Annotated in this window: 20 protein-coding genes; 14 read left to right on the plus strand and 6 right to left on the minus strand. The window is 61.0% G+C overall.

The features are described from left to right. Nucleotides 1-144: 144 nt before the first annotated feature. The 9 genes from arsB (at nt 145) to ICL81_RS03585 (ending at nt 13273) form a co-directional block, all read left to right on the plus strand. Nucleotides 145-1278 carry an ACR3 family arsenite efflux transporter gene (arsB, locus tag ICL81_RS03545; RefSeq protein ID WP_188033596.1) on the plus strand — a complete coding sequence of 378 codons (1134 nt, stop codon included), beginning with the start codon at nt 145-147 and terminating at the stop codon, nt 1276-1278. Nucleotides 1279-1328: 50 nt separating this feature from the next. Then, nucleotides 1329-1664: a helix-turn-helix transcriptional regulator gene (locus ICL81_RS03550; RefSeq protein WP_188033597.1), complete on the plus strand. Its 336-nt coding sequence runs from the start codon at nt 1329-1331 to the stop codon at nt 1662-1664. Between the two features lie 3 nt (nt 1665-1667). After that, nucleotides 1668-2081: an arsenate reductase ArsC gene (locus ICL81_RS03555; RefSeq protein WP_188033598.1), complete on the plus strand. Its 414-nt coding sequence runs from the start codon at nt 1668-1670 to the stop codon at nt 2079-2081. A 121-nt stretch (nt 2082-2202) separates the two neighbouring features. Beyond that, a complete protein-coding gene (locus ICL81_RS03560; RefSeq protein WP_188033599.1) occupies nt 2203-3342 on the plus strand; it encodes an ABC transporter permease in 1140 nt (379 codons plus the stop codon). Then, nucleotides 3339-4040, plus strand: coding sequence for an ABC transporter ATP-binding protein (locus tag ICL81_RS03565; protein ID WP_188033600.1), 702 nt, complete (start codon nt 3339-3341; stop codon nt 4038-4040). Before ICL81_RS03560 ends, ICL81_RS03565 begins: the two co-directional genes overlap by 4 nt. A 76-nt stretch (nt 4041-4116) precedes the next feature. Then, the gene (locus tag ICL81_RS03570; RefSeq protein ID WP_188033601.1) at nt 4117-4740 is read left to right on the plus strand and encodes a TetR/AcrR family transcriptional regulator; all 624 of its coding nucleotides are present in this window, start codon (nt 4117-4119) and stop codon (nt 4738-4740) included. Nucleotides 4741-4745: 5 nt separating this feature from the next. Continuing rightward, complete coding sequence (locus tag ICL81_RS03575) at nt 4746-4940, plus strand: hypothetical protein (protein WP_188033602.1); 195 nt, start codon at nt 4746-4748, stop codon at nt 4938-4940. Nucleotides 4941-5247: 307 nt separating this feature from the next. After that, a complete protein-coding gene (locus ICL81_RS03580) occupies nt 5248-12717 on the plus strand; it encodes a DUF5979 domain-containing protein (protein WP_215394739.1) in 7470 nt (2489 codons plus the stop codon). Between the two features lie 181 nt (nt 12718-12898). Beyond that, the gene (locus ICL81_RS03585) at nt 12899-13273 is read left to right on the plus strand and encodes a TIGR02611 family protein (protein ID WP_188033604.1); all 375 of its coding nucleotides are present in this window, start codon (nt 12899-12901) and stop codon (nt 13271-13273) included. Between the two features lie 36 nt (nt 13274-13309). On the opposite strand, the gene ICL81_RS03590 is transcribed toward ICL81_RS03585, so the two are convergent. Next, on the minus strand, nt 13310-14011 hold the full coding sequence (locus ICL81_RS03590; protein WP_188033605.1) for a winged helix-turn-helix domain-containing protein: 702 nt from the start codon (nt 14009-14011) through the stop codon (nt 13310-13312). Nucleotides 14012-14359: 348 nt separating this feature from the next. Beyond that, nucleotides 14360-14992: a uracil phosphoribosyltransferase gene (gene upp, locus ICL81_RS03595; protein ID WP_188023518.1), complete on the minus strand. Its 633-nt coding sequence runs from the start codon at nt 14990-14992 to the stop codon at nt 14360-14362. 71 nt (nt 14993-15063) lie between these two features. On the opposite strand from upp, the gene ICL81_RS03600 reads away from it, so the two are divergent. Then, nucleotides 15064-15498, plus strand: coding sequence for a nucleoside deaminase (locus ICL81_RS03600; RefSeq protein ID WP_188033816.1), 435 nt, complete (start codon nt 15064-15066; stop codon nt 15496-15498). Nucleotides 15499-15528: 30 nt separating this feature from the next. Here the strand turns inward: ICL81_RS03600 and ICL81_RS03605 are convergent, their stop codons facing one another. Together ICL81_RS03605 and ICL81_RS03610 are read right to left on the minus strand one after the other, a co-directional pair. Continuing rightward, the gene (locus ICL81_RS03605) at nt 15529-15738 is read right to left on the minus strand and encodes a hypothetical protein (protein ID WP_188033606.1); all 210 of its coding nucleotides are present in this window, start codon (nt 15736-15738) and stop codon (nt 15529-15531) included. 241 nt (nt 15739-15979) lie between these two features. Then, nucleotides 15980-16942: a cation diffusion facilitator family transporter gene (locus ICL81_RS03610; protein ID WP_188033607.1), complete on the minus strand. Its 963-nt coding sequence runs from the start codon at nt 16940-16942 to the stop codon at nt 15980-15982. Between the two features lie 270 nt (nt 16943-17212). Here ICL81_RS03610 and ICL81_RS03615 point away from each other — a divergent pair, with 270 nt between their 5' ends. From ICL81_RS03615 to proC, 4 genes are all read left to right on the plus strand, one after another. Continuing rightward, entirely contained in the window at nt 17213-17497 is a 285-nt protein-coding gene (locus ICL81_RS03615) for a hypothetical protein (RefSeq protein ID WP_188033608.1), read from the plus strand. A gap of 131 nt (nt 17498-17628) precedes the next feature. Beyond that, nucleotides 17629-18069: a hypothetical protein gene (locus ICL81_RS03620; protein WP_188033609.1), complete on the plus strand. Its 441-nt coding sequence runs from the start codon at nt 17629-17631 to the stop codon at nt 18067-18069. A 45-nt stretch (nt 18070-18114) separates the two neighbouring features. Continuing rightward, nucleotides 18115-19299: a winged helix-turn-helix domain-containing protein gene (locus tag ICL81_RS03625; RefSeq protein ID WP_188033610.1), complete on the plus strand. Its 1185-nt coding sequence runs from the start codon at nt 18115-18117 to the stop codon at nt 19297-19299. 39 nt (nt 19300-19338) lie between these two features. Next, on the plus strand, nt 19339-20190 hold the full coding sequence (proC, locus tag ICL81_RS03630) for a pyrroline-5-carboxylate reductase (RefSeq protein ID WP_251381736.1): 852 nt from the start codon (nt 19339-19341) through the stop codon (nt 20188-20190). 106 nt (nt 20191-20296) lie between these two features. Here proC and ICL81_RS03635 read toward each other — a convergent pair whose 3' ends face one another. Beyond that, nucleotides 20297-20962 (minus strand): TrkA family potassium uptake protein, encoded by a 666-nt coding sequence (locus ICL81_RS03635; RefSeq protein WP_188033611.1) that lies wholly within the window; start codon nt 20960-20962, stop codon nt 20297-20299. Next, a complete protein-coding gene (locus ICL81_RS03640; protein WP_188033818.1) occupies nt 20955-22328 on the minus strand; it encodes a potassium transporter TrkG in 1374 nt (457 codons plus the stop codon). Before ICL81_RS03640 ends, ICL81_RS03635 begins: the two co-directional genes overlap by 8 nt. Nucleotides 22329-22478: the final 150 nt, after the last annotated feature.

Consider the following 22478-nt stretch of genomic DNA (forward strand, 5'->3'; position numbering starts at 1 on the left):
CGAAAGCCCCTGAGAAATCAGGGGCTTTCGTCATTTCTGCGCACGGAATTGGTTGTGTACGAGGTGGGATGTGAGCTGTGTCATTTGGGCGCGCTCCTGATCCGCCAATTTGCGGCTTGTATTGATAAACGTCAATATAGAGAAATGACCGCACGTGACCGATCCGCGCCCCGCATGACCACGCTCGATCGGGGGCTCCCGATCTGGATCGCGCTCGCGATGGTCGTCGGTCTGCTGCTCGGCCGATTCGTGCCTGGCTTGTCGAGTGTGCTTGCCGCGCTCGAGGTCGGGGGCGTCTCGCTGCCCATTGCCATCGGCTTGCTTGTCATGATGTATCCGGTGCTCGCGAAGGTGCGGTATGACCGGGTGGCCGCAGTCACGGGCGATCGCAAGCTTCTGATCTCGTCGCTGCTGTTGAATTGGCTTGTTGGTCCCGCGCTCATGTTTGCGCTCGCGTGGCTGTTCTTGCCAGATCTCCCGGAGTATCGCACCGGACTTATCATCGTGGGCCTCGCGCGCTGCATTGCGATGGTCGTGGTGTGGAGCGATCTTGCGTGTGCTGATCGTGAGGCAACCGCGGTGCTCATTGCACTGAACTCGGTGTTCCAGATTCTCATGTTCTCTGTCCTGGGATGGTTCTATCTCTCCGTGCTGCCGGGTTGGCTTGGACTTGACTCACAAGGGCTAGCTGTCTCGATGGGCCAGATCACTGTGAACGTGCTGGTGTTCCTCGGCATTCCAGTGATTGCAGGTTTCCTGTCTCGCAGGGTCGGTGAGGCTCGCAGGGGGCGCGAATGGTATGAGTCGCGGTTCCTGCCGCGCATTGGGCCGTGGGCGCTGTACGGCTTGCTGTTCACGATCGCGCTGCTATTTGCGCTGCAAGGCGAGGCGGTGACCACGCGCCCGCTCGATGTGGTGCGGATCGCGCTCCCGCTACTCCTGTACTTCCTCCTGATGTGGGGTATCGGAATGGGTGTGGGCAGGATGCTCGGGCTGGGCTATGCGCGATCGGCGACGCTTGCCTTCACAGCGGCCGGTAACAACTTTGAACTGGCGATTGCCGTGGCAGTTGGAACGTTTGGGGTCGCCTCCGGGCAGGCTCTCGCCGGGGTGGTTGGCCCGCTCATTGAGGTGCCGGTGCTGGTCGGGCTGGTGCATGTCTCGCTGTGGGCGGCGCGGGTTTGGTTCGGGGAGTCGACTGGGGAACCAGCACCCGGGTCAGAAGCCGCGATGCCAGGAAGCAACGTGCTTCCCGGCGATGCTGAGGTGGCCAGATGAGTGCCGCGCGCGGTGAATCCTGTACGCCTGAGCCTGGGTTCGCTTCCCGTATGGGGGCGCAGAGCGCGGCGCAGGCAGCCGCAGTGTTGAAAGCGGTCGGCGATCCGCTTCGGCTGCGAATGCTCTCGGCGATTGCCACTGACTCCCGGGGGGAGTCTTGCGTCTGTGACCTCCAAGGTCTCACTGATGCTGCGCAGCCCACGGTGTCCCACCACTTGCGGTTGCTTAAGGAGGCAGGCCTCGTGGTGTCCGAGCGGCGCGGAACCTGGGTCTACTACCGCGTTGCCCCGTCCCGTGCGGACGTGGTGGCAGTGCTGCTTGACCTTGCCGACTCGGTGGCAAGCGCGTTGGGCGATCCGCGCGCGAATTCTGAAACGAAGGAGTGACACATGTCTCAACTCGCTCTGCCCGCAGTCATGTTTGTGTGCGTTCACAATGCCGGTCGCTCGCAGATGGCGGCCGGTTGGCTACGCAGCATCGCGGGTGACCGCGTTGTCGTGCGTTCTGCGGGTTCTGCTCCCGCTGAATCGCTGAATCCCGCAGCCGTGGCCGTGATGGCTGAGGTGGGTATCGATATTGCGGCGGCGGTGCCACAGGTGCTGACCACCGAAGACGTTCGTGAGTCTGACGTCGTCATTACCATGGGCTGCGGTGACGCGTGCCCGATCTTCCCGGGCAAACGGTACGAGGATTGGCAGCTCGATGACCCGGCTGGTCAGGGTGTTGCATCAGTGCGCGTCATTCGCGACGAGATTCGGGCGCGGATCGAGGTGCTTGTCTCGGAGTTGCTTTCGGGGGAGTAGCGCGGTCAACTTTCTCTCAGGAAACGCGCACGCGGAAGTGTATTCTGACACCTTGTCAGCATCTTACTGACGCAGTGTCGGCAAGGTGCTGACGGTGCTTTTCAGATTTGAGAAGGAACTTATGTTTCTCGCACTCCGCGAATTGCAATTCGCCAGAGGGCGCTTTGGCCTGATGGGATTGGTGATCTCGCTGATCGCCGTGCTCATGGTCATGCTCTCTGGCTTCTCGGCAGGACTCGTCAATGACGGTGTGTCTGGGCTCCGAGCAATGCCAGTTACCGGCTTCGCGTTCCAAGACGGTACGAAGACCGATAACGCGTTCTCACGTTCAAGCGTCGATCAGGAACAGATTGATGGCTGGGCCGATGTCCCCGGCGTGAAGGATCACGCGCCCGTTGGCTTCAGTATGGTGAATGCCACCACCGATGACGACACCCAGATCGACCTGTCGATGTTTGGTGTTGAACCGGGCTCGTTCCTGGCGCCCGAGGTGTCATCGGGCAAGAGCCTCGGTGCGCTACCAGGCATTGTGGTGTCACAGACCGCGCAGGATGAGGGGCTCAAGCTCGGCTCGATCGTCACACTCGATCGCATCGGCATGGAGCTCGAGGTGGTTGGGTTTACCAAGGGACAGGCGACCTTCGGCCACGTTGACACCGCATACCTCCCGCTCGATACCTGGCGACTTATCGCTTCCGGGCGTGCGGCAGAGGGCGTCCCGACGCAGGCGCAGGTTGATGACCTCGACTTCCCGTACGCGAGCGTCGTCGCCCTGAACTTTGACACAGACGTGATCGACCTTGCGGCAGCTGACGCAGACCTTGGCACGCAGACTGTTGCCCTCAAGGAGTCCTTCAACTCATCGCCAGGCTATGAGGCCGAAATGATGACGCTCAACATGATTCAGGTCTTCCTGTACGTCATCTCTGCGCTTGTGGTTGGCGCGTTCTTTACCGTGTGGACGATCCAGCGCCAGGGTGAGCTCGCTGTACTACGCGCGATGGGTGCCCCCGGCGGCGCGCTCCTGCGTGACTCGCTCACGCAGGCAGCACTCCTGCTCTTCGGGTTCACCGCGGTTGGTGTCTTGGTGGGCGTGGGCCTCGGCGCCATGATGCCTGCGAAGGTGCCCTTTGCGCTCGAGGCCGCACCGATCGCAACGGCCGCGGTTGCCACGATCGTCATGGGCCTCATCGGCGCAGCGGTTGCCGTGATCCGCGTCGTAAAGATTGATCCAATTAAGGCGCTGGGAGGAAGTCGATGAGTAACGCAGCTGTCGAAAACGGTGGGATTCATCTCACCGACGTCACCCTCGAACTCGGCGATGGCGAGCAGAAGGTCCTCGCTCTCGATCACGTGAGTCTGTCGGTGCCTGCCGGTCAGTTCGCCGCGATCGTTGGCCCCTCGGGCGCCGGTAAATCCTCCCTCCTTGCGGTTGCTGGGGCGCTCGCGGTACCCACGTCGGGAACCGTGGTCGTTAACGGCGCGGATCTCACCAAGCTCGGCACCGGACGCGGCGCGCAGGGTCGCCTTGCGCGCTTCCGTCTGGAGAATCTCGGCTTCGTATTCCAGTCAGGGAATCTGATTCCCGCACTCACCTCCGCTGATCAGTTGCGCCTTGCGCGTCGGATGGTCGCGGGTGGGTCGCGCTTCGATCCGCGCCCCGGCTTGGAAGCCGTCGGTATGGGACATCGTGCAAAGAACCGCCCCTCCCAGCTGTCGGGTGGCGAGCGGCAGCGCGTGGGTATTGCGCGCGCGCTCGTGAACGACCCGGCGGTGATGCTCGTGGACGAGCCGACCGCCGCGCTTGACCGAGCGCGTAGCCATGAGGTCGTGAAACTCCTCGCGGAGCGGGCGCACCACGACCACGTCGCCACCATCATGGTGACGCATGATCACGAGGTGATTGAACACTGTGATGTGGTGTATGAAATGATCGATGGCAGGTTGACTGCGCTGTAGGTCTCGCTTCGGGGCTCGTTCGGGCGCAGTCTGTGCGGGCCCCGTATGGTGGCTGAGGAATAGATTGGAGCGGTAGATGCCTAAGATCAATGCGGCTACCGTTGCCGAGCATCGCGAGCAGCAAGTGCGCAAGATTCTCGATGCAGCACACGATCTATTGCAGGAGTCGCCGACACCGCCCACCATCGGAGCGATCGCGGCGCGCGCTGGGCTCTCTCGGCCGGCTTTGTACGTGTACTTCGAGTCGCGCGAGGAGCTGTTTTTTGCGCTCGTCGAAGATATCTTCCCGCGGTGGACCGAGCACGTCACTCGGTCGATGGCGGACGTGGATCATCCGGCGGATCGTGTGCGAGCCTTCGCCGTCGCCAATCTTGAACTCGTGGACGAGGGTGCGCACGCGGTGAGCGGCGCACTCCGTACCCTCACGCCATCGGAGCAGCTGAGCGCGCACGCGCGTGAGATGCACGCGCAGATCCAGGCGCCGCTCGTTGACGCCGTGCGTGAGCTCGGTGTCGAGCCCCCTGAGCCCGTTGCTGAACTCATCAATACGCTCGTGCACGGTGCAACCCAGATGCTTGAGCGTGGCCAACGCTACGAGGCCGTACTTGCGGGGCTCGACGAGCTCCTCCTGCCGTTTGTGGATGCGCATCGCGCGCCCGCATCAGCACCAGTTTCAGTATCAGCCTCAGAAAAGGATTGAACCGAATGGCGAAGTCACACAACGGCGGATCAGCGCCGCGCGAAGATTTCTCGCGTCAGGAACGCCCGACCCCGACCGGCGGCGGTAAGCAGGCCAGTACCCGGGGGCGAGTGATCGCGACCGTTGCGATCATCGCCGGAGCCTTGCTGGTTGGTGTGCTTGGCGTGGTATTGCTTGCTGCAATGCCGACGCCTGGGTAAAAGCCTTGCGGGCGACTCGGCCCGACTCTTGAGGAGCGCTTTCCCTTCGGGGGAGGTGCTCCTTTGTGTATTCCAGCGTTCGGCGGATCCCTGAAACGCCGTCGCGATCTGCGGTCTTCTGTGCGTTACACGTTAAATTGTGCGCCCCGAAACCTGATCGTTATGCATAAACTCCACACACCCTTTCCATATTCGGCTACAGGTGTTAGCTTGGCTGCAACTCTGAATATAAGAGATTCAGTCCGTATTCATAGCTTTCGTGCGGGCTGCGAACAGTTGGGTTGTGTGTTTTATGGGAAAAACAAAGGTGAGGAATTTCAGGGCGCGCATAGCGGGTCTTCTCACAGTCTTGCTCACTATTGGGCTCGGGGCGGGCAGCATCGTGCCCGCGTACGCGGCCGATGACGAATTCTTTGGATACTCAATCACGGCGTTGGACACCTCGAGTGGCCAGTCGCTCAGCCAGGTCGAAACCGGCAAGCAATTCCACTACGTCATCAGTACGAACTGTATTGAGAACGCAGGCTGTGGTGCCGTTGAGATGAAGTTCGCAGTTCCCGCTGAAGGCAAGTTCTTGCAGGATGCCTTCACTGTGCCTGTAGGAGCAGTCCAAAAGTCCTTCACCCCGGGTGCAGGTGGCAAGGGCGGCGAACTCGTCATTGCCTGGCCGAACCTCACTGAGCGTCCCGCGGTATACATTCCCGTGATGTTCGATGCGAGCCTTGACGCATCGCTCAACGGCTCGAAGCAGCTTGCCGAGGTACAGGTACAGCGCGAGGGTGAAGAAGTAACCCAGAAGTCCATTTCACTTGACCTCAATGTCTGGAGCAAGCCCGGGATTAACGCGGGGGCAACGCTGATCTGGCAGAATACGGCTAGCGGTGAAAAGATCAACTCTGTCACTGAGGTTGCGGGAAACGCGGCAACTCTCGTCATGAGCGCAATTGCTGAAGCGAACTCGGAGAGTAAATTCACCTTCCAGTACCCCTCTGCAACAAGCGGTAGCAAGGCTGCAGTAACGGTTGCAGAGGCGTTTGACCTGAAAAAGCTGAAGCTCTCGAGCAACCCATCGGGCGCAACAGTAACGTACAAGCTGCAGGGCGGGTCAACTACTGAGCGGACACTGGCAGCCGGCGTACTCGAGTCTGATGCGCCTGCTGACGTCGTCGGATACACGGTAGTAGTTGGAAACTTCCCTTCGCTCTCCACCTCTTCGGCTGCTGAGCGGACAGCCTCGATTTCTGCAGACTACGTCTTGCGTTCAGAAACCCGCACGACGGGCGCTCGTATTGTTGAAGAGGGCAAAGCGAATGTCTCACTCGCGGAGACAGCTGACGTCATCAACAGCGTCGACCACTTCAACCCTGCCTCTGGCGGCACCGCAAAGATCGAGCGTGCGGCGACCATCAGCGTCAACGCCCTACAGCCAGAGGTGGCCGTTGGAGCGACCTGGGTGACCCATGACGGCGATAACAACACCAGCGTTTACGGTTCGGGCGAAACCTCGACCGCAACGGTGTTGGTGGCAAACACCGGTGAACAGCAGCTGCTTGACCTGACGGTTAAGATTCCGATGGCCGGAGCAGGGTACTTTGACTACACCGACCTGACCGCGCTTCCTCGAGTCACCTTCCCAGCCGGGTCGACCAAGGCGACCATTCAGTACCAGTACGGTGACGGTACCACCGGTGCGGCTCATCCATTCACCAAGGGTGGCGCGGTTCCCGGCCCGGGCGAGGACACCAACGCCAGCAGTGGCAACCCACGTGGCCTCGGTGAGGTCAAGGGAATCGTTGTGGTGTTCGCGCCAGCTACGGTTTCGATCCCAGGCAACTGCGTCGGCATCGACGAGACGAGCTGTGCGGGCAAGATCGAGCTCGACGGCAAGCTCCGCGAGGTGAACCGCTCGACGGGCAAGCCCATCGAGCCGCCTGCAGAGGGCGAAACCCGAATTAAGTTTGGTGCAGACATCGCAGCTCAGGCGACCACCAAGGTCGTGCGAAACCTGAAGACCCCCGACAACGTCGACGTCGTGCTCGTCAACCCGAAGTTCAAGGTTGAGCTTGGAAAGCGCCTGGGCGATGGCGCCGATGACGTGGTGTATCCGTTGACGGGTCAGACCAAGTCGGGCGACCTGTACGACCGCGATGCTGGCCCCGGTAATCAGAACTATCGACCGCACCAGATGAAGTTCGTCGTGAAGACCGAGCCAGGCCTCAGCAACCCTGAGAGGGTCGGCGCGCAGGAGTTTGTCATCATGGACCCTGTGAAGGCGCCCACGGTGGCGACGTTGAAGGATACTCCCTTCAACCTAATGGAGTTCACCAAGATTGATGCTGCCGAAATGGTGTGTACAACGCCAGATGGCAGCGGTGGTCAGGCTCCCTACAACTCGTCGACCACACAGACCGTGTGGCTTGCAGAGTTTGACAGCCCCACCAGCCGCATCGTTACCGCGATCAATGAGGTGCCGCTGGCTGACATTGATTCTCCAGGTGAACTTGAACGCGTAGTTGGGCTAAAGATTGTCGTAAGCCCCGCTGCGGGAGACAAACGATTCCCGGTAGACGTTAAGTGCGTCTCTGGCGATGACACGTCTGTGAAGTTCCGCCAGTACGCTCTGGAACAGAAGAAGAACACCTCGCCCACTGGCGAGGTGACCTACGAGCAGATTCCGATCAGCCCGGACACTGTGGGTAATCCCAGCACCCCCGGTCTTTTCAGCCCTGCAAACACGGCAGAGGTGACGACAGGAACAAACGCCCCGCAAACGACAGGCACCGATTCACTCTTCCTTGTCGATATCTCCCTCGCGGTGATGTACAAGCACTTCGCACGAGACGCGAAGAGATATGGCGTGCAGGAGCAAGACACACAGACTAGCTTCGTGCTGTCATCGATTCCGCAGGGTGAAGACGTCGTTTCTGTCAGAATGACCGATGGCTCCGTGAGTAAGAGTGGCCTCGATGTCTTCGACGTGACCGCGATTCATACCGTGCACGTCGGCCCTGACCAGGAGATGAAGGTTTCCCTCTTTGCGGCAGACGGCAGCCAGCTTGCCCCCGTCGGCACGGTCGAGAGCTCTATTGAACTGGATGGGGAAGAACTCGACCCCGCCGACATTGAGAACTCTCAAAGCGCAAAGTACCGTGAATTCTGGGACAAGGTGCGTGAACCCGAGTGGTCTGTACCGCTCGATGACACCGTTCTCGGCCAGATCGCCAAGATCCAGGTTGATGTGACGCGCGGCACAGCTGACGCGTTCATGCAAAAGAACGGTGCTGCCTCGATCACTGCAGACATGCAGCTGCGTGACACATTCCGGTCTCTCCCGGCAGAAACTGTCGTGGGCAGCATGGTCGGCGTTGACTACTACAACACCGGCGTGACGGAGAGCTTCCCGAAGCAGGGGGCTACGCAGACAAAGACATCGGAGGTGAAATTCCGTGTTTACGCTGGTACTGATGTCTATGGCTTCTCCGAAGCAGGTTGGTTCGACGCCAAGGGCTCACAGACGCCGCTCGTTGCGAAGAACTTCACGCCGTCAAAGATTGTTCTCGACGTTTCTAACCGCACGGCGGTTGGCACTGACGCTCCGCCCAAAGACCAGTGGAAAACTCCTGGACACATCCCCATTGGCGTCGATCAGGTATCGGTCAGCGTGAACGGTGATGCTGCTTCTGGCAAGAATCCCTTCGCAGTTGTTGACTTCAACGGCGTCAGCCAGATGTGGTGGCCTGTGAAGGACGGGGCTACGGTGCTTTCGCAAATGCAGGAAGACCGCGTCAATGCGAAGATCCTCTACTCGTATGCTGATGGTACCTCTGAGACAATCGTCGCACCGTATGTCAAAGACGAAGTAGACCAGCTGAACCCGCCCAAGAACCGTTGGCCGGACGTGGTAGGTATCACCGTGACCTGGTCGGAAGCAGGGAAGTACGTTGGTATCGAGCGCGAAGGCGAAAACCGAAACCGTGCGCGTCTCGCATTCAACACTGTTCTTCGCGACAATGTCCGAGGCGACCTGAACACCGTTACGGGCGCCTGCACCAACGGTTACACCTACAACTTCGTGGATGCCGCTGACGCGAGCATCGCGGACACGTTGACGGGGTGCAAGCCCATCGACAACCCGGCCCCGCTTGAGCCCAACGTCGCGGTCGACAACCACGCGGTAGTCGAGACGCCTGGCCTGGGCAAGGCTGAGCTTGATGCACGCAGCAACCTGCTTGCGCTTGTCGGTCAGGACGAGAGCATGAACGTGACGCTCAAGGCGTCCACTCCGCAGCGGTTGTACCGAGATCTGCCAAAGCAGCAGGTTGCGGTGACCTACACCGGCGTGAACACGAGTAACACTCCTGTCTCGAGCATGTGGCTGACGACAGACTGCCGTTTGCTCGCTGAGAGCGGCGACTGCCAGTCCGAGAACCCGAATAGGGATCTCTGGCCGCGCAACACGCCTGCAGGTTACGGGGTAGTCCCGGGGCTTTCCTGGGACGCGTTCAACGTGCTGTCTGCAAGTGTCAGCTTGCCGGTTGGTGCTGTAAAGGCGACGGTATGGGCGCTCGACGAGAGTGGCGAGTGGACCGAGGGAATCGAGATCCTTTCAGGTACCCCCGCGATCAATGGCAGTATTCCGATCGTGCTCCCGACCAGCGGTCCTGGTCCGAACAAGTGGGATGAGATCATTGCATTCCGTGTGCAGTTCGACGGTGACGAGGCGACGCGTAAGCGCATCGCGGTCACCGCGGGCGATACCGGCGGCAAGCTCAACATGCTCGCTGAGCTGCGTCAGACGCTGCGTAGTGACCCAGATACTCGTGCGCCTGCGGACGAGATCACCGATGACGGTGTCACCTGGCTGCTCGGATCTGATGCGGCGGGTACCCTCCACATCGGTGATAAGCCGACGGCAACTGAGAAGCCTTTCGCTGATGCGGCAAGCAACTTGCTTGTATACGCAGGTAACCCGGTCGGCTCCACGAAGAAGTTCACTTCATTGCCATCCACAGGCAGCGAATCATCTTCGAAGAAGGTCGAACCTGGTGAAAAGGTGGACTTCCACATTCGGGTGACTAACGATTCGAAGGCGACGAGTAACATGTACGACCTCGCAGTCGCTGACCAGTTCCCTGAAGAGCTGGTGTACATCGAGGGCGTACCTGAGTACAGGCCACAGATCATTTCGGTTCCAGACCGTGCTGCTGGAGAGCCTCCGTTCGAGACTCCGACCTTCACAGTGCAGGCTGGTAATAAGCCGGGACTGCAGCAGGCGCGTGCGACTTGGACACACGGTGAGTACCTCAAGCCAGGAGAGTCGATCTTGCTGAAGGTTCCGCTCATGGTGAAGGACGGCTTTAAGCCGAATGACATCGCGACGAACCAGGCGTGGATTGAGGGTAACGGCGTGACAGGTGCCGGAAACCAGGGTCGTTGCTTCGTCGGTGCGAAGCCCGAACCGGAACTGCTGTGCAGCTCGAATGCGACTGTTACGGGCGTTCGTATCGATAAGACCCGTGTCGAGTCGTACATTGATGCGTCTGCGGCAGGGGCGATCAACGACCAGGGCGAAGCGTGTGTCGTTTCACCCGCACCGGGCAGCGGCGCGGTCGCTTGTGACAACACGTGGCTGACCTACCCGTGGCAGGTGAACACCACCGTGGGTAATACGGACACCTATCGTGTAAAGCTTGTGAACTCAGGCAACATCCCGCTGGCTGAGATGCGTTTTGTGAACGGTCTACCGTTCATCGGCGACCAGGGCGTATTGAACCCCAAGCAGCGCAACTCTGACTGGGCTCCGTCATTCATTCCTGGGTCGATCAAGCTGATCGGAGCGGAAACGCTGAACAGCGACGAAGAATCTCGTAATGATGCTTCGTTTAAGGCAGACTCGTTGCGATACACCGGGAGCAACAAGCCCTGCACCTTCGGTGCAGATGGACTTGCCGGCCAGGCGACGCTTGACTGCGCACAGGGTACCTGGGTGACTGATCCAAGTGATGTTTCGGGCGCTATGAAGGCGTTCGGCGCTATCCTTGAATTCCCCGCAGGGAAGCCCATTGCAGGCGGCGAGTACGTCATCGTGGAGTATCAGGTTCGCGTACCTGAGACAAGCCAGAACAACAAGGTCGCGTTCAGCACCGCCTCGGTCACTGGCCGTCAGGATGCGCGAGGCGATTGGATCTCTCCGAACGAGTCGTACCCCTCGGCCCTCCGTACCATCGATACCGCGATGACGCTGACGAAGAAGCTCACTCAGAATGAAATTGCCAACTGGCATCTGAACTCTGATGGCTACACTGTCGACCTCGCATGTACTACCCCGGATGGGACGAAGATGGATCCGATCGCTGTTCAACTGCCTGCAGTGACATCGATCGACGGCGAAGTCTCCACTGTCGTGACAGGACTCCCCGTAGACGGAACGTGTGCGGTGGTTGACGAGACATACGTCCCGACAGCAGACACCGCTGCTGGTCAGTACGGTAAGAAATCTGTCGGCGCGTCTGGCTTCAACTTCTCGACTGATCCGGAGGATCCGATCACCCTGCTGCCCTACGAGGCGGACGGCAAGATTGAAGACGTGCCTGCTGAGAACAAGATTGCGGTTGAGAACACCTACGTCGAGTCCTCGCTCACGGTGGGAGTCAAGATTGCTGGAAATGCGACTGACGTCATCCGCCCGGATGACAAGTTCCTCGTCGACGTAACCTGTGACTTCGGTACCGTCACGAAGACCTTCGATACGTTGGAGCTCAAGGCTGGCGACACAGCAAAGATTCCGGGAATCGCGGTCGGTGCAAACTGTGCCGTAACGGAAACTGATGCTCGTGGCGCGAACCCAGTCACTGGCCAGTACGAGGACGGCACGCCTGTCGAGCTCGACTCGAAGCGCACGGTCTCCGTCGCAACGATTGAGCCGGGCGACCACAAGGTCGAGTTCGTGAACTACTTCAACGCCGGCGGCGACCTCGTCGTCACGAAGAAGATCGAACTGCCGAAGTCTGGTACCGCGTTTGGTGATGTGGAACTTGCCACGAGCTGCACGTTGGCTGGTCACGAGCTCAACATCGGCGACAAGGCAACGCAGAACCTCACCTTCGGTGCTGGTGAGACGGAGAAGTCCTTCACCGTCTCGGGCGTTCCAGCAGGAGCAGAGTGCACCGTGAGCGAGACAGCGGCAGGCGGCGCGAACGTGCCGGCGCCGGATCGCACGGTCACGATCCTCTCGGACAAGACCGTCTACGTTGAGATGACCAACATCTTCACGCCGGCGACGCTCTCGCTCACCAAGGAACTCGCAGGTGCGGGTGCCAAGGAAAGTCGAGTGCCGAGCAAGTTCGATGTCCAGGCAACCTGTACTCGCGACCTCACCATCGGTGGCAAGGACGTAACTGTCACTGACCACGACGCGAAGATTGCGCTCACCCCAGGTGCGCCGATCAACGTGGCGAAGCTGCCCGCAGGTTCGCAGTGTGAGATCACCGAGCCCTACAGGTACCAGGCTGAATCGACGAAGTTTGAATCACTCACCGCGGGTGTGGAAAACCTCTCCAAGGATGACACCAACAGCGCAGTCGTTATGCTCGCCGAGGCAAACGCCAACGGTGACGCAGTGACGACCGCTGTACGGGTCACGAACAGCTACAAGAAGACCGAGGGGCTGGTGATCACCGGTGGTGCAGTTGCACCGTTCGGCGCCGCAGCTCTCCTGCTCCTCGCAGGTCTCGGTATCGTGCTCTTCCGCAAGCGTCGCACCGGCGAAGCAAGCTAAGGGCAGGGTGTAGCGCCTCGCGCTGACGCCCACCATGCACCACGGCCCAGGCGGCTCCTCCCAACGAGGAAGCCCCTGGGCCGTGGTGTTTTTGTAGCTTCGCTGATCCGCGCCAACCAAATAGCTGAGAATGGCTAGCAGAAGGTGCCGGAACACAGCAAACTTTCGTAAGCTGGCGAGTATGACAGAGAGTACGGACGCCGGGGCGCACGACAAGCACCCGATCCTGCGACGCCTCACGGCGCTGCGCGGCAAGATCCACGCTCGTCCGGTCCTCGGCTTCTTCTACCGCGTGCTGATCGCGCTCGTGGGCGGCGTGCTGATTCTCGCCGGTCTCATCATGCTCATTACGCCCGGTCCGGGGTGGGTGACGATCTTCCTGGGCCTCGCAGTGCTCGGCTCAGAGTTCTCGTGGTCGCGTCGGTTGCTCGCCTGGCTGCGTCAAAAGGTGACGCGTGCGTGGGAGCGCGGCAAGATTCTCAAGCGTGCTCGCAGCGCGAAGAGAGCAGAACGCCGCGCGCAGCGAATGCTTGCGCGCGGCCGTACTGCGTTCTAGTAGGGGGCGGATCATCGCCCCGGGTGCAGGCTTCGTTTAGAAGCGGTCGGGGCTGGGGCCCGCTGCGTGGAGGATCGAGACGTCTGCGTGACGGTCGAAGCGGTAGCCAATGCCACGCACGGTACGGACGATGTCCTGGTATTGTGCGAGCTTCACGCGGAGGCGGCGAACGTGCACGTCGATCGTGCGCTCGCTCGGGATCTCCTCAGCGGGCGCATCTGCCCAGAGGCCTTCAATGATTTCGTCGCGGCTGACAGTGCGGCCCTCGCGCAGTACGAGGAACTGCAGGAGCTCGAACTCGCGGAAGGTGAGGGTTGCGGGGGTGTTGTCGAGCAGCACGCGGCCACGCGAGAAGTCGAGGATGACGCCACTCTTGGCGCGGTCCTGCTCAGCTGCCGCGGCCTGCTGGCGGCGAGCCTTTGCCGAGGGATCGCCGAGTGCAAAGCGGACGACGTCAACGTCGCGGCCGCCGGTGCCTTCGGGAGCCAGTGCCACTGCTGCGTAGGTGTCTGCAGCAGGAGCGAGACGGTTCACGAGGTGCTTGATCTGGTTCACGATGTCGCTAATCTGCGGATCGTTCGAGTTCAGCTTGTCTTCCGAAAGACCGACGTAGAGCGCGAAGCCGCGGACCTCGGTGCCCTCGGGGAGCGAGCGAGTCGGCTGCGGTGCGATGTTCGCTGCGAGGTCGGGACGTGCGGTGCGGAGGTCGGCGGGAGCTGCGTTGCTGATGGTAGCCATGATGATGGGTCCTTAAGGGGATGCCTGAAAGGCAAGAGATGTCGAGAATGAAGAGAGCGACCCCGGAATGTACATCGGGTTCGCAGAGAGCACGCTAAAAGTTAAAGAAAGTCTTAGCTGCACATTCGACAACGCATGACGCCAGCCATCATCATGCCGCGCCGCCCGAGGATTACCTCGCAAGCGGATACGGAACTGGTGATGTCATGCATAAGCGAAAGTATATGCAGACTTCACCCGCTGACACAAGTAGTAACCTTCTTGATTTTCCCAAGTTGGTACATAGACAACGGCGGCCTGGTACAAAAAGATGTACCAAGCCGCCGTTGTTCAGTGAAACGCTTGTGCTTATGCGGTGCCGTACAAGCGGTCACCTGCGTCGCCAAGGCCCGGAACGATGAATGCGTTCTCGTCGAGGCCCTCGTCGAGCGAAGCAAGCACGAGGGTGACGTTGCGGTCGCCAGCGACCTCCTTGATCTTCTCAACGCCCTCGGGGGTGCCGAGTACGCAGATCGCGGTGACGTCGTCTGCGCCGCGTTCGAAGAGGAATTCAATTGCCGCAGCCAGTGAACCACCGGTCGCAAGCATGGGATCGAGTACGAAGCACTGGCGGCCCTCAAGCGAATCAGGGAGGCGCTCAGCGTAGGTCACAGGCTCAAGCGTCTCTTCGTCGCGAGCCATGCCGAGGAAGCCGACCTCTGCGGTCGGAACCAGCTTGACCATGCCCTCGAGCATGCCAAGGCCGGCGCGCAAGATCGGCACGATGAGGGGGAGCGGCTCGCTCAGGCGAACACCGGTGGTCTTCGCGACGGGAGTCTGAATCTCCATGGGGTCGACACGAACCTCACGGGTCGCTTCGTAAGCGAGGAGCGTCATGAGCTCTTCGATGAGCAGACGGAAGGTCGGCTGAGGCGTTTGCTCCTGTCGCAGAACAGTAAGTTTGTGCGAGACGAGCGGGTGATCTGCAACGATAATGCGCATATGCCTATTCTAAACGTGTGACCCCGACTCAGACCTCACAGATTCCTGCATCCGCAGCAGAGAACGCAGCAATGCAGCTTGCGCTCGACGCGGCACGCGCTGCCGACGCTGCGGGCGAGATCCCCATCGGGGCCGTCGTGCTCGGACCAGACGGTGCGGTGCGTGGCACGGGCCGCAATGACCGTGAGGCCAGCCTTGATCCGACTGGGCACGCAGAGGTGTTGGCGATCCGCGCCGCTGCGCAGCAGCTCGGTGATCGCATGCTTGGCGACTGCACGCTCGTTGTGACGCTTGAACCGTGCGTCATGTGCGCGGGCGTGATTCTGGCGGCGCGGATCCCACGAGTCGTCTTCGGAGCGTGGGACGAAAAGGCGGGCGCTGTCGGCAGCGTGTACGACCTGCTGCGGGATGGGCGCTTGCCGCATCCGGTGCCGGAAGTCGTCGCGGGGGTGCGCGCAGACGAGTGCGCCGCGCTGCTCGAAGCATTCTTCGCCGCGCGGCGGTAGCCGTCGGCGACGAGAGGCGAGTTTGGCCTCTCAGTTGGATTTCTTGAGCGCGAGCAGAACGCGAATGCAAGTGACCATCGCAAGGGCGCCGTTTGCGCCCGCCAGCCACAACGTGGTTGGCGGGACAGGCGAAATCAAAGCTTGCGTCACGCAGGTTCCGCACATGTAAGAGGAAACAATTGCCAGCACAAGCCAAGAAATCGCTTCAGTAGCGGTTGTTTTATCTGATTGACGGTTCATCGTTCACTTCCTAAAGGTATGAACCTGCTGAGCCGATTTCGAGAGCTGTGCTTAAGGTTCCTCCACGGTTTGTTTGACACCTTTTACCGCCCGGAATTGATAGAAAAAGAAAGACCGGCCCTGACCTCTGAGAGGCGGGCCGGTACTGGTTGGATTCAGTTTATCGGGTGTAAATCCTGGATCGAAGGACGTGCGGCAAAGTGATTCGGACTGGTTTTCAGTTCACGTCACCGCGGCAAAATTAGTCGCTCGAAAGCATCACGATCGAGCTTGTCGTTGGTGCAGTCGCGTTGGGGTCGATCCAGACGTCGGGCTCGATGTAGATCGAGGCGGCAGCGGGGACAGCTTCGCGGATCCGCCGCTCTGCAAGGTTCACAATGACCGAGATCTCGCGCGCCGTGATGTCGGGGGCAACGCTGATTTTTGCTGCCACGAGGAAACGGTCGGGGTCGACGTAGAGGGTCTTCATGTGAATGATGCGCTCGACATCCTTCGACGCAAGCATTGCCTCTTCGATCTTCTTGACGTCTTCTGCGCTGGCACCCTCGCCGACGAGGAGCCCCTTGATTTCAACACCGAGCACGACAGCGACCGCAACGAGTAGCACGCCAATGAAGATCGTTGAGATGCCGTCGTAGATGCCGTTGCCGGTGATGACGGTCAAGCCAACGCCGAGGAGCGCGATGATGAGGCCGATCAAGGCCGCGAAGTCCTCGAGGAGGACCACGGGAAGCTCGGGTGCCTTTGACTTGCGAATGAAGCTGACCCAGCTCTGCTTGCCCTTGAGCGGACGGCTCTCGCGCACTGCGGTGCGCATCGAGAAGGACTCAAGAATGATCGCGATCACCAAGACAACGAGCGGCAGCCACCACATCTCGAGCGCGTGAGGCTCGCGGATCTTCGAGACACCCTCAACAATCGAGAAGACGCCACCGATCGAGAACAGGATGATGGCGACAACAAAGGCGTAGACGTAACGCACACGGCCGTAGCCGAACGGGTGCTCGTCGTCGGCAGGCTTCGCAGCGCGCTTGCCGCCGATCAGCAGCAGAATCTGATTACCAGCGTCCGCGAGCGAGTGCACGCCCTCTGCGAGCATGGCCGAGGAGCCGGAGAACAGCCATGCGACAATCTTCGTTACCGCGATGCCGAAGTTTGCAAGAAACGCCGCAACGATTGCCTTGTTACCGCCAGATGCACTCACCAGATTCCTCCTTGTGCCTGTGACACGTGTGCCGCTTAGTCTACGCGCGAGGGATGCCGATTCGGGAGTATGGCGCGAACTGGATCGCGCTGTGTAGCTTAGCGGTGGCACGCCTCTGGTCGTTCAAACCGAGGAACGAACCTCGTCAAATGGTGCTCTCGCGTTGACCGCACCAAATGGCGAAGAAATACTCTTCGAGGTGAGCGCATCAGGGGCCAACGCTGAGCGATCGTTATCCAGCCGTCGACCAAGGATCAGTCGTGAAGAGTCATGAATACTAAGAAGTTTGTCTATGTGGTGCGCCTAGTAACGGGTCTCGCCGCCGTGTTCCTGGCTGAGGGGGTGGGCGCAAACCTGATGAACTTCTTCTCCGTCACAGAGACGACCGGGCGCAATCCGTTGTCGCCATCCGCCGCGGACGCTTGGATGTATGGCGCATTGTTCGTCCTGCTTTTGGGGCTCTTCACGTTGTTCGTCTGGTGGGTAATCTCGAAACCGTCGCAGCGAAAAGCAGTCGGCTCGGGTGTTCTGAGCGACACAGATCGTGATTCCTAATTGGACCGATTTCAGGCGGGACGGCGTAGCCTGTGGTGCAAGCGCTGTCGATGAAGCGCCGCTGCCGGCTGGAGGGAACCCCGATGAAGTGAAACACAACGCCCGCGATTCTGCTCGCCTGTGCGGCCGCCGTGATCGCGCTCAGCGGTTGTGGTTCGGCCCCGACAGCTGAACCCGCGCAAGAAGTCGGCGGATCAGTTACGGACGATGCTCAGCAGGCTGAAGAAGCATCAGGGGCAGACGTGACAGACGGAAGAGTCGCAATTACTCCGGCGTTTGAGTGCGCTCAGGTTGGCGTGCTGCAGAACTATGACTGGCGCCTCATGCAGGGGTTTTCTAATCCTGGCGGCACAGCGGAGGGCACCGCAGCGCAGCAGGAGATGTTGTACGACCTGTGGTCCACGACGCTATCAGGTGACACCTCGATTTTGCCATTCCTGCGCAAGGCGGAGAAAGCTGCACTTGAGCGAGACATCGACAAACTTGAGGTAGCGATTGGGCTGGTGCAAGACACCTGCACGTCAGCTGGATTCTCGACGCAGATTCGCGCTTTGGCTGGCGAGGGCGGATAGTAGCGGCATCTCTTGGAATGTCGTGGTCAGTCCTAGAGTTGGGGCATGACCGCTACCTCTGTTGAGACTCTGAGCGCAGCACAAGCCCGACGCATCGCGCTCGCGGCGCAGGGCTTCAGCGGTGCGCCAAAACTCAAGAAGCGGCGCCCGTTCGATGATGCACTCGGCAGCCTGGGCGTGCTGCAGATTGACTCGGTCAACGTGTTCTCGCGCAGCCACTACATGCCGGTGTTTTCGCGGCACGGTGGGTACGACCGCGCAGCCTTCGACGACCACCTGTGGCGCAGCGGCGAGTACACCGAGTACTGGGCGCACGAGGCCGCACTCATCCCGGTAGGTGACCGACCACTCTTTCAATGGCGCATGCGCGACTTCGAGGCGAAGCATGCCGAGCGAGCAGAACCGCTTGCGCGCACCATCGCGCTCGTGCGCGACCAACTTGCGGCCGAGGGGCCGCAGCTCGTGCGCGAACTCGAGTCAGGTCCACGCGAGAAGCGCGGGCCATGGTGGGACTGGAGCGACACCAAGCAGGCAGTCGAGATCCTCTTCGCCTCCGGCGAGGTCGTGGCGGCGAACCGTGAGGGGTTCCAGCGACGTTACGCGCTCGCCGAGCACGTGCTGCCCGCCCACGCGCTCGAAGACCGCTCCCGTGAGGAGGCTCAGCGCGCGCTGATCAGTCAGGCTGGCCGCGCCCTTGGCGTCGGCACGCTTGCTGATCTCGGTGACTACTACCGCCTGCGCCCTAAGGAAGCCGCGGTGGCCGTGCGCGATCTGGAGGAAGCGGGAGAGCTGCTGCCAGTGCGCGTCGAGGGGTGGAATGACAAGTCTGGCGATCCGCTCGCCGCCTGGTTGCACCGTGATGCTCGGGTGCCTGCCCGCCTCGCACCGCACGCGCTCCTGACGCCGTTCGACCCGGTGGTGTGGTTCCGGCCGCGTGCTGAGCGCATGTTCGATTTTCACTACCGCATCGAGATTTACACCCCGAAAGAAAAGCGGAAGTACGGCTATTACTGCCTCCCACTCATGGTCTCGGGGCAGCTCGCGGGACGCATCGATCTGAAGGCGGATCGCGCAGCCAACACCCTCCTCGTCCAGGCAGCCTGGCGCGAGCCAGGGGCGCCCGCCCACACCGCCGAGGTCGCGGCCGAGCTGTTGCAACGCGCTGCCGCCTGGCAGGGACTCGAGCGGATCGTGTCGACCGGCGTTGGAAACCTCGCCCTGCCCGCTTGAAGCGGCAGCGGTGTCGGTGGTCAGTCCTAAACTGATGGCATGAGTGCAGCCACCGAAGTTTCAACGTCAGCAGTCCGCGTCGCAATGCTCGGGTCGGGCTCCATGGGTGGTGCGATCCTCGCGGGTCTGCAAAACCCCGAGTCAGGCGTCGCGAGCCCCATCGAGGTCACGACCCGCAGCGCCGCAAGCGCCGCAGCACTGACCAACCCGCGCGTGCACGCGGTCGCTCTCGAAGATAACGCAGACGCAAACCGCCTCGCAGTCGCTGACGCTGACATCGTCGTGCTCGGCGTGAAGCCGTGGCTCATCGTTGAGCTTGCAGGCGAGATCGCAGACGCAGTGAAGCCGGGCACGATCGTCGTGAGCCTCGCAGCTGGCGTGACCGCAGAGCGCATCGAGGCGCAGCTTCCCGACACCGTTTCGGTCGTACGCGTGATGCCGAACACCCCGTCGACCATCGGCCTCGGCGTCGCCGGCGTTGCAGCTGGCAGCCGCGCGACCGAAGCAGACGTTGCAGCGGTTGCTCGCCTGTTTGAGACCGTCGGCTCGGTCGTCATCGTCGATGAAACGAAGATCAACGACGTCGCAGCGGTCTCGGGTTCTGGCCCCGCATACCTGTTCTACTTCACCGAAATGCTTGAAGCAGCAGCACGTCGCCGCGGCTTCGGCGATGCGGAAGCACGCACCATGGCGTACGAGACCGTCATCGGAGCGGCAGCACTGCTCAAACACAGCGGCGAAGACGCAGCAGAGCTGCGCCGCCGCGTCACCAGCCCGAAGGGTACGACCGAACGCGCTATCGAGGTCTTCCAGGGCGCCGGCTGGGACGACGTCTTCGACCGCGCGCTCGCCGCAAACGCGGCACGCTCGGTCGAACTCGAACAGGGCTAACACAGCAAGGCGGTCGGTCACGAGAGTGACCGACCGCGATCCGCGCCCCTGTGAGTGACAAGTGGCGCGCGAGTTACTGTGCGCGCGAGGCGCTACGCGCGAGGCGCTAGGCGATGGCGGCGAAGCGCTCGACGTCGCTCGCCGAACCCGACACGATGATGAGATCGCGCGGGGAAACAACAGACTCCTGCGTCGCATGCGTGAACGGCTGGCCCGGCGTCTTCACGCCGACCACGGTCACGCGATAGCGGGTGCGAACGCCGCTGGCTTCGAGGGACATTCCGCGGATCGAGCGCGGCGGGTACATCTTCGCGATGACATAGTTGTCATCGATCTGAATGAAGTCGAGCATCTTGCCGCTGAGCAAGTGCGCGACGCGCTCGCCGGCCTCACGCTCGGGGTAGATGACATGGTTCACGCCGATGCGCTCAAGAATCTTGCCGTGCGAAGCCGAGATCGCCTTCGCCCAGATCTGGGGGATCCCGAGGTCGACGAGGTTCGCCGCGATCAGCACGCTCGACTCGATCGAAGCGCCGGTAGCGACGACGGCGATCTGGAACTCATCCGCGCCGAGCTGGCGCAGCGCCTCCATCGAACGCGCATCGGCCTGCACCGCGTGCGTCACGCGATCCGACCACTTCTGTACGAGCGTCGGATCAGTGTCGACCACGAGTACCTCGCGGTCCTGACGGTCGAGCTGACCCGCGGTAGCGGCGCCAAAACGGCCGAGCCCGATCACTAGAACGGGGGCGTCATTGCGAATATCAACCAACGATCGGCCTCTCTTCGGGGTAGCGGAAGAATCGTGGACTGCTCGTCGCAGCAACTGCCGCGGCAAGAGTGACAGTACCAACTCGACCTGCCCACATGGTGGCAGACAGGATGTATTTGCCTGAATCAGGCAAGGTTTCAGACAGACCTGTGCTGAGACCACAGGTGCCGAACGCAGAAATCACCTCGAACATGACCTGGTCTTGCGGCATCTTCGTGATGTGCATGAGCGAGATCGTCGAAATGAGTACGATCGTCGCGCCCCAAATCAAGACCGAGACCGAGACACGAAGTACCTCATTCGGGATGCGACGGCCGAAGGCCTGCATGTCGTTGTATCCGCGGGCTTCGGCGTAGGCCGCGATGAAGAGCACGGCCAGGGTTGTGACTTTGATGCCGCCGGCTGTTGAGGCGGATCCGCCACCCACGAACATCAGCATGTCGATGACGAGCCTGGTTGAGCCCTCCATCTCCATGGGGTCGATGATGCCGAGACCGCCAGAGCGGGTCATGACCGACATATAGAACGTCGTGAATGCGGAATGCCCGAAGCCATCAGAACCGAGGGTGCGCGGGTTTGCTGCCTCGAGGCCACCGATCAGGATCCAGCCGAGGATGATGAACATCAGGGTCGCGGTGAGTGTGAGCTTTGCGTGCAGTCCGAGGCGCTTGTGCGAACGCCAGCCGCGGTCGGTGACGAAGTGGTACAGCGCGAAGATCACGGGGAAACCGATGCTGCCGAGGAACACGCCGATTGCCAACACGCTCAGCAGGTAGTAGTCGTTGAGGAACGGATCGAGGCCGTCAGCGAGCGGGACAAAGCCCGTGTTCGTGAACGACGAAGCCGCGAGGTAGAAACCGTTCCAGAGGCCGTGCCAAAAATCCATGCCAGAGGCGATGAGACGCGGGGTGATGAGGAGTGTCAAAGCCGCCTCGATGAGCAACAGGCTCACCGCAACAGCGCGGAGCAGGCCGCCAATGTCGCCGAGGCTGATCGCCTGGCTTTCAGACGCGCCGCGGCCCGTACGGAGCGGATTCGTGTCGCTCGCAGCGAGCAGGCGCTGACGCAGTCCGAGTCGGCGGGTGACGGTGAGGCCGAGGAGACTCGCGATCGTGAGCACGCCCACGCCGCCAATCTGAATGCCAATCAGAATCATGATCTCGCCGAAGAGTGACCAGTGAGTCGCCATGTCGAGAGTGGACAAACCAGTCACGCAAATCGCCGACACTGCAGTGAAGAGCGCGTCGGCGAGTGGAGTGATTGTGCGGCTCGCGCTTGAGATCGGCAGCGCGAGAATCGCAGTCCAGGTAAGGGTCAGCGCCGCGAACACGAGGATCGCGAATCGCGCGGGGGAGGTGTGCGCCATCGCGCGAATCCACCCCTGGCCGGACTGAGGCTTAGTCTGCTTCAGCCGCACGGTACGTGCGCCCAACGTTCCTTCTTTCATGGAGCTGCCTGGAAAATCGACACTCTATATTGCAAACGATGTTGTCATGGTACACATCAAGCGGGATAC

Origin of the sequence: Leucobacter sp. cx-328, assembly GCF_014530035.1 — a bacterium.
Classification (GTDB): Bacteria; Actinomycetota; Actinomycetes; order Actinomycetales; family Microbacteriaceae; genus Leucobacter.

Bases quoted from the DNA above. Each gene is read 5' to 3' on its own strand.
- arsB (WP_188033596.1), top strand. From the start codon at position 145: ATGACCGCACGTGACCGATCCGCGCCCCGCATGACCACGCTCGATCGG.
- ICL81_RS03550 (WP_188033597.1), top strand. From the start codon at position 1,329: ATGGGGGCGCAGAGCGCGGCGCAGGCAGCCGCAGTGTTGAAAGCGGTC.
- ICL81_RS03555 (WP_188033598.1), top strand. From the start codon at position 1,668: ATGTCTCAACTCGCTCTGCCCGCAGTCATGTTTGTGTGCGTTCACAAT.
- ICL81_RS03560 (WP_188033599.1), top strand. From the start codon at position 2,203: ATGTTTCTCGCACTCCGCGAATTGCAATTCGCCAGAGGGCGCTTTGGC.
- ICL81_RS03565 (WP_188033600.1), top strand. From the start codon at position 3,339: ATGAGTAACGCAGCTGTCGAAAACGGTGGGATTCATCTCACCGACGTC.
- ICL81_RS03570 (WP_188033601.1), top strand. From the start codon at position 4,117: ATGCCTAAGATCAATGCGGCTACCGTTGCCGAGCATCGCGAGCAGCAA.
- ICL81_RS03575 (WP_188033602.1), top strand. From the start codon at position 4,746: ATGGCGAAGTCACACAACGGCGGATCAGCGCCGCGCGAAGATTTCTCG.
- ICL81_RS03585 (WP_188033604.1), top strand. From the start codon at position 12,899: ATGACAGAGAGTACGGACGCCGGGGCGCACGACAAGCACCCGATCCTG.
- ICL81_RS03590 (WP_188033605.1), bottom strand. From the start codon at position 14,011: ATGGCTACCATCAGCAACGCAGCTCCCGCCGACCTCCGCACCGCACGT.
- upp (WP_188023518.1), bottom strand. From the start codon at position 14,992: ATGCGCATTATCGTTGCAGATCACCCGCTCGTCTCGCACAAACTTACT.
- ICL81_RS03600 (WP_188033816.1), top strand. From the start codon at position 15,064: ATGCAGCTTGCGCTCGACGCGGCACGCGCTGCCGACGCTGCGGGCGAG.
- ICL81_RS03605 (WP_188033606.1), bottom strand. From the start codon at position 15,738: ATGAACCGTCAATCAGATAAAACAACCGCTACTGAAGCGATTTCTTGG.
- ICL81_RS03615 (WP_188033608.1), top strand. From the start codon at position 17,213: ATGAATACTAAGAAGTTTGTCTATGTGGTGCGCCTAGTAACGGGTCTC.
- ICL81_RS03625 (WP_188033610.1), top strand. From the start codon at position 18,115: ATGACCGCTACCTCTGTTGAGACTCTGAGCGCAGCACAAGCCCGACGC.
- proC (WP_251381736.1), top strand. From the start codon at position 19,339: ATGAGTGCAGCCACCGAAGTTTCAACGTCAGCAGTCCGCGTCGCAATG.
- ICL81_RS03640 (WP_188033818.1), bottom strand. From the start codon at position 22,328: ATGGCGCACACCTCCCCCGCGCGATTCGCGATCCTCGTGTTCGCGGCG.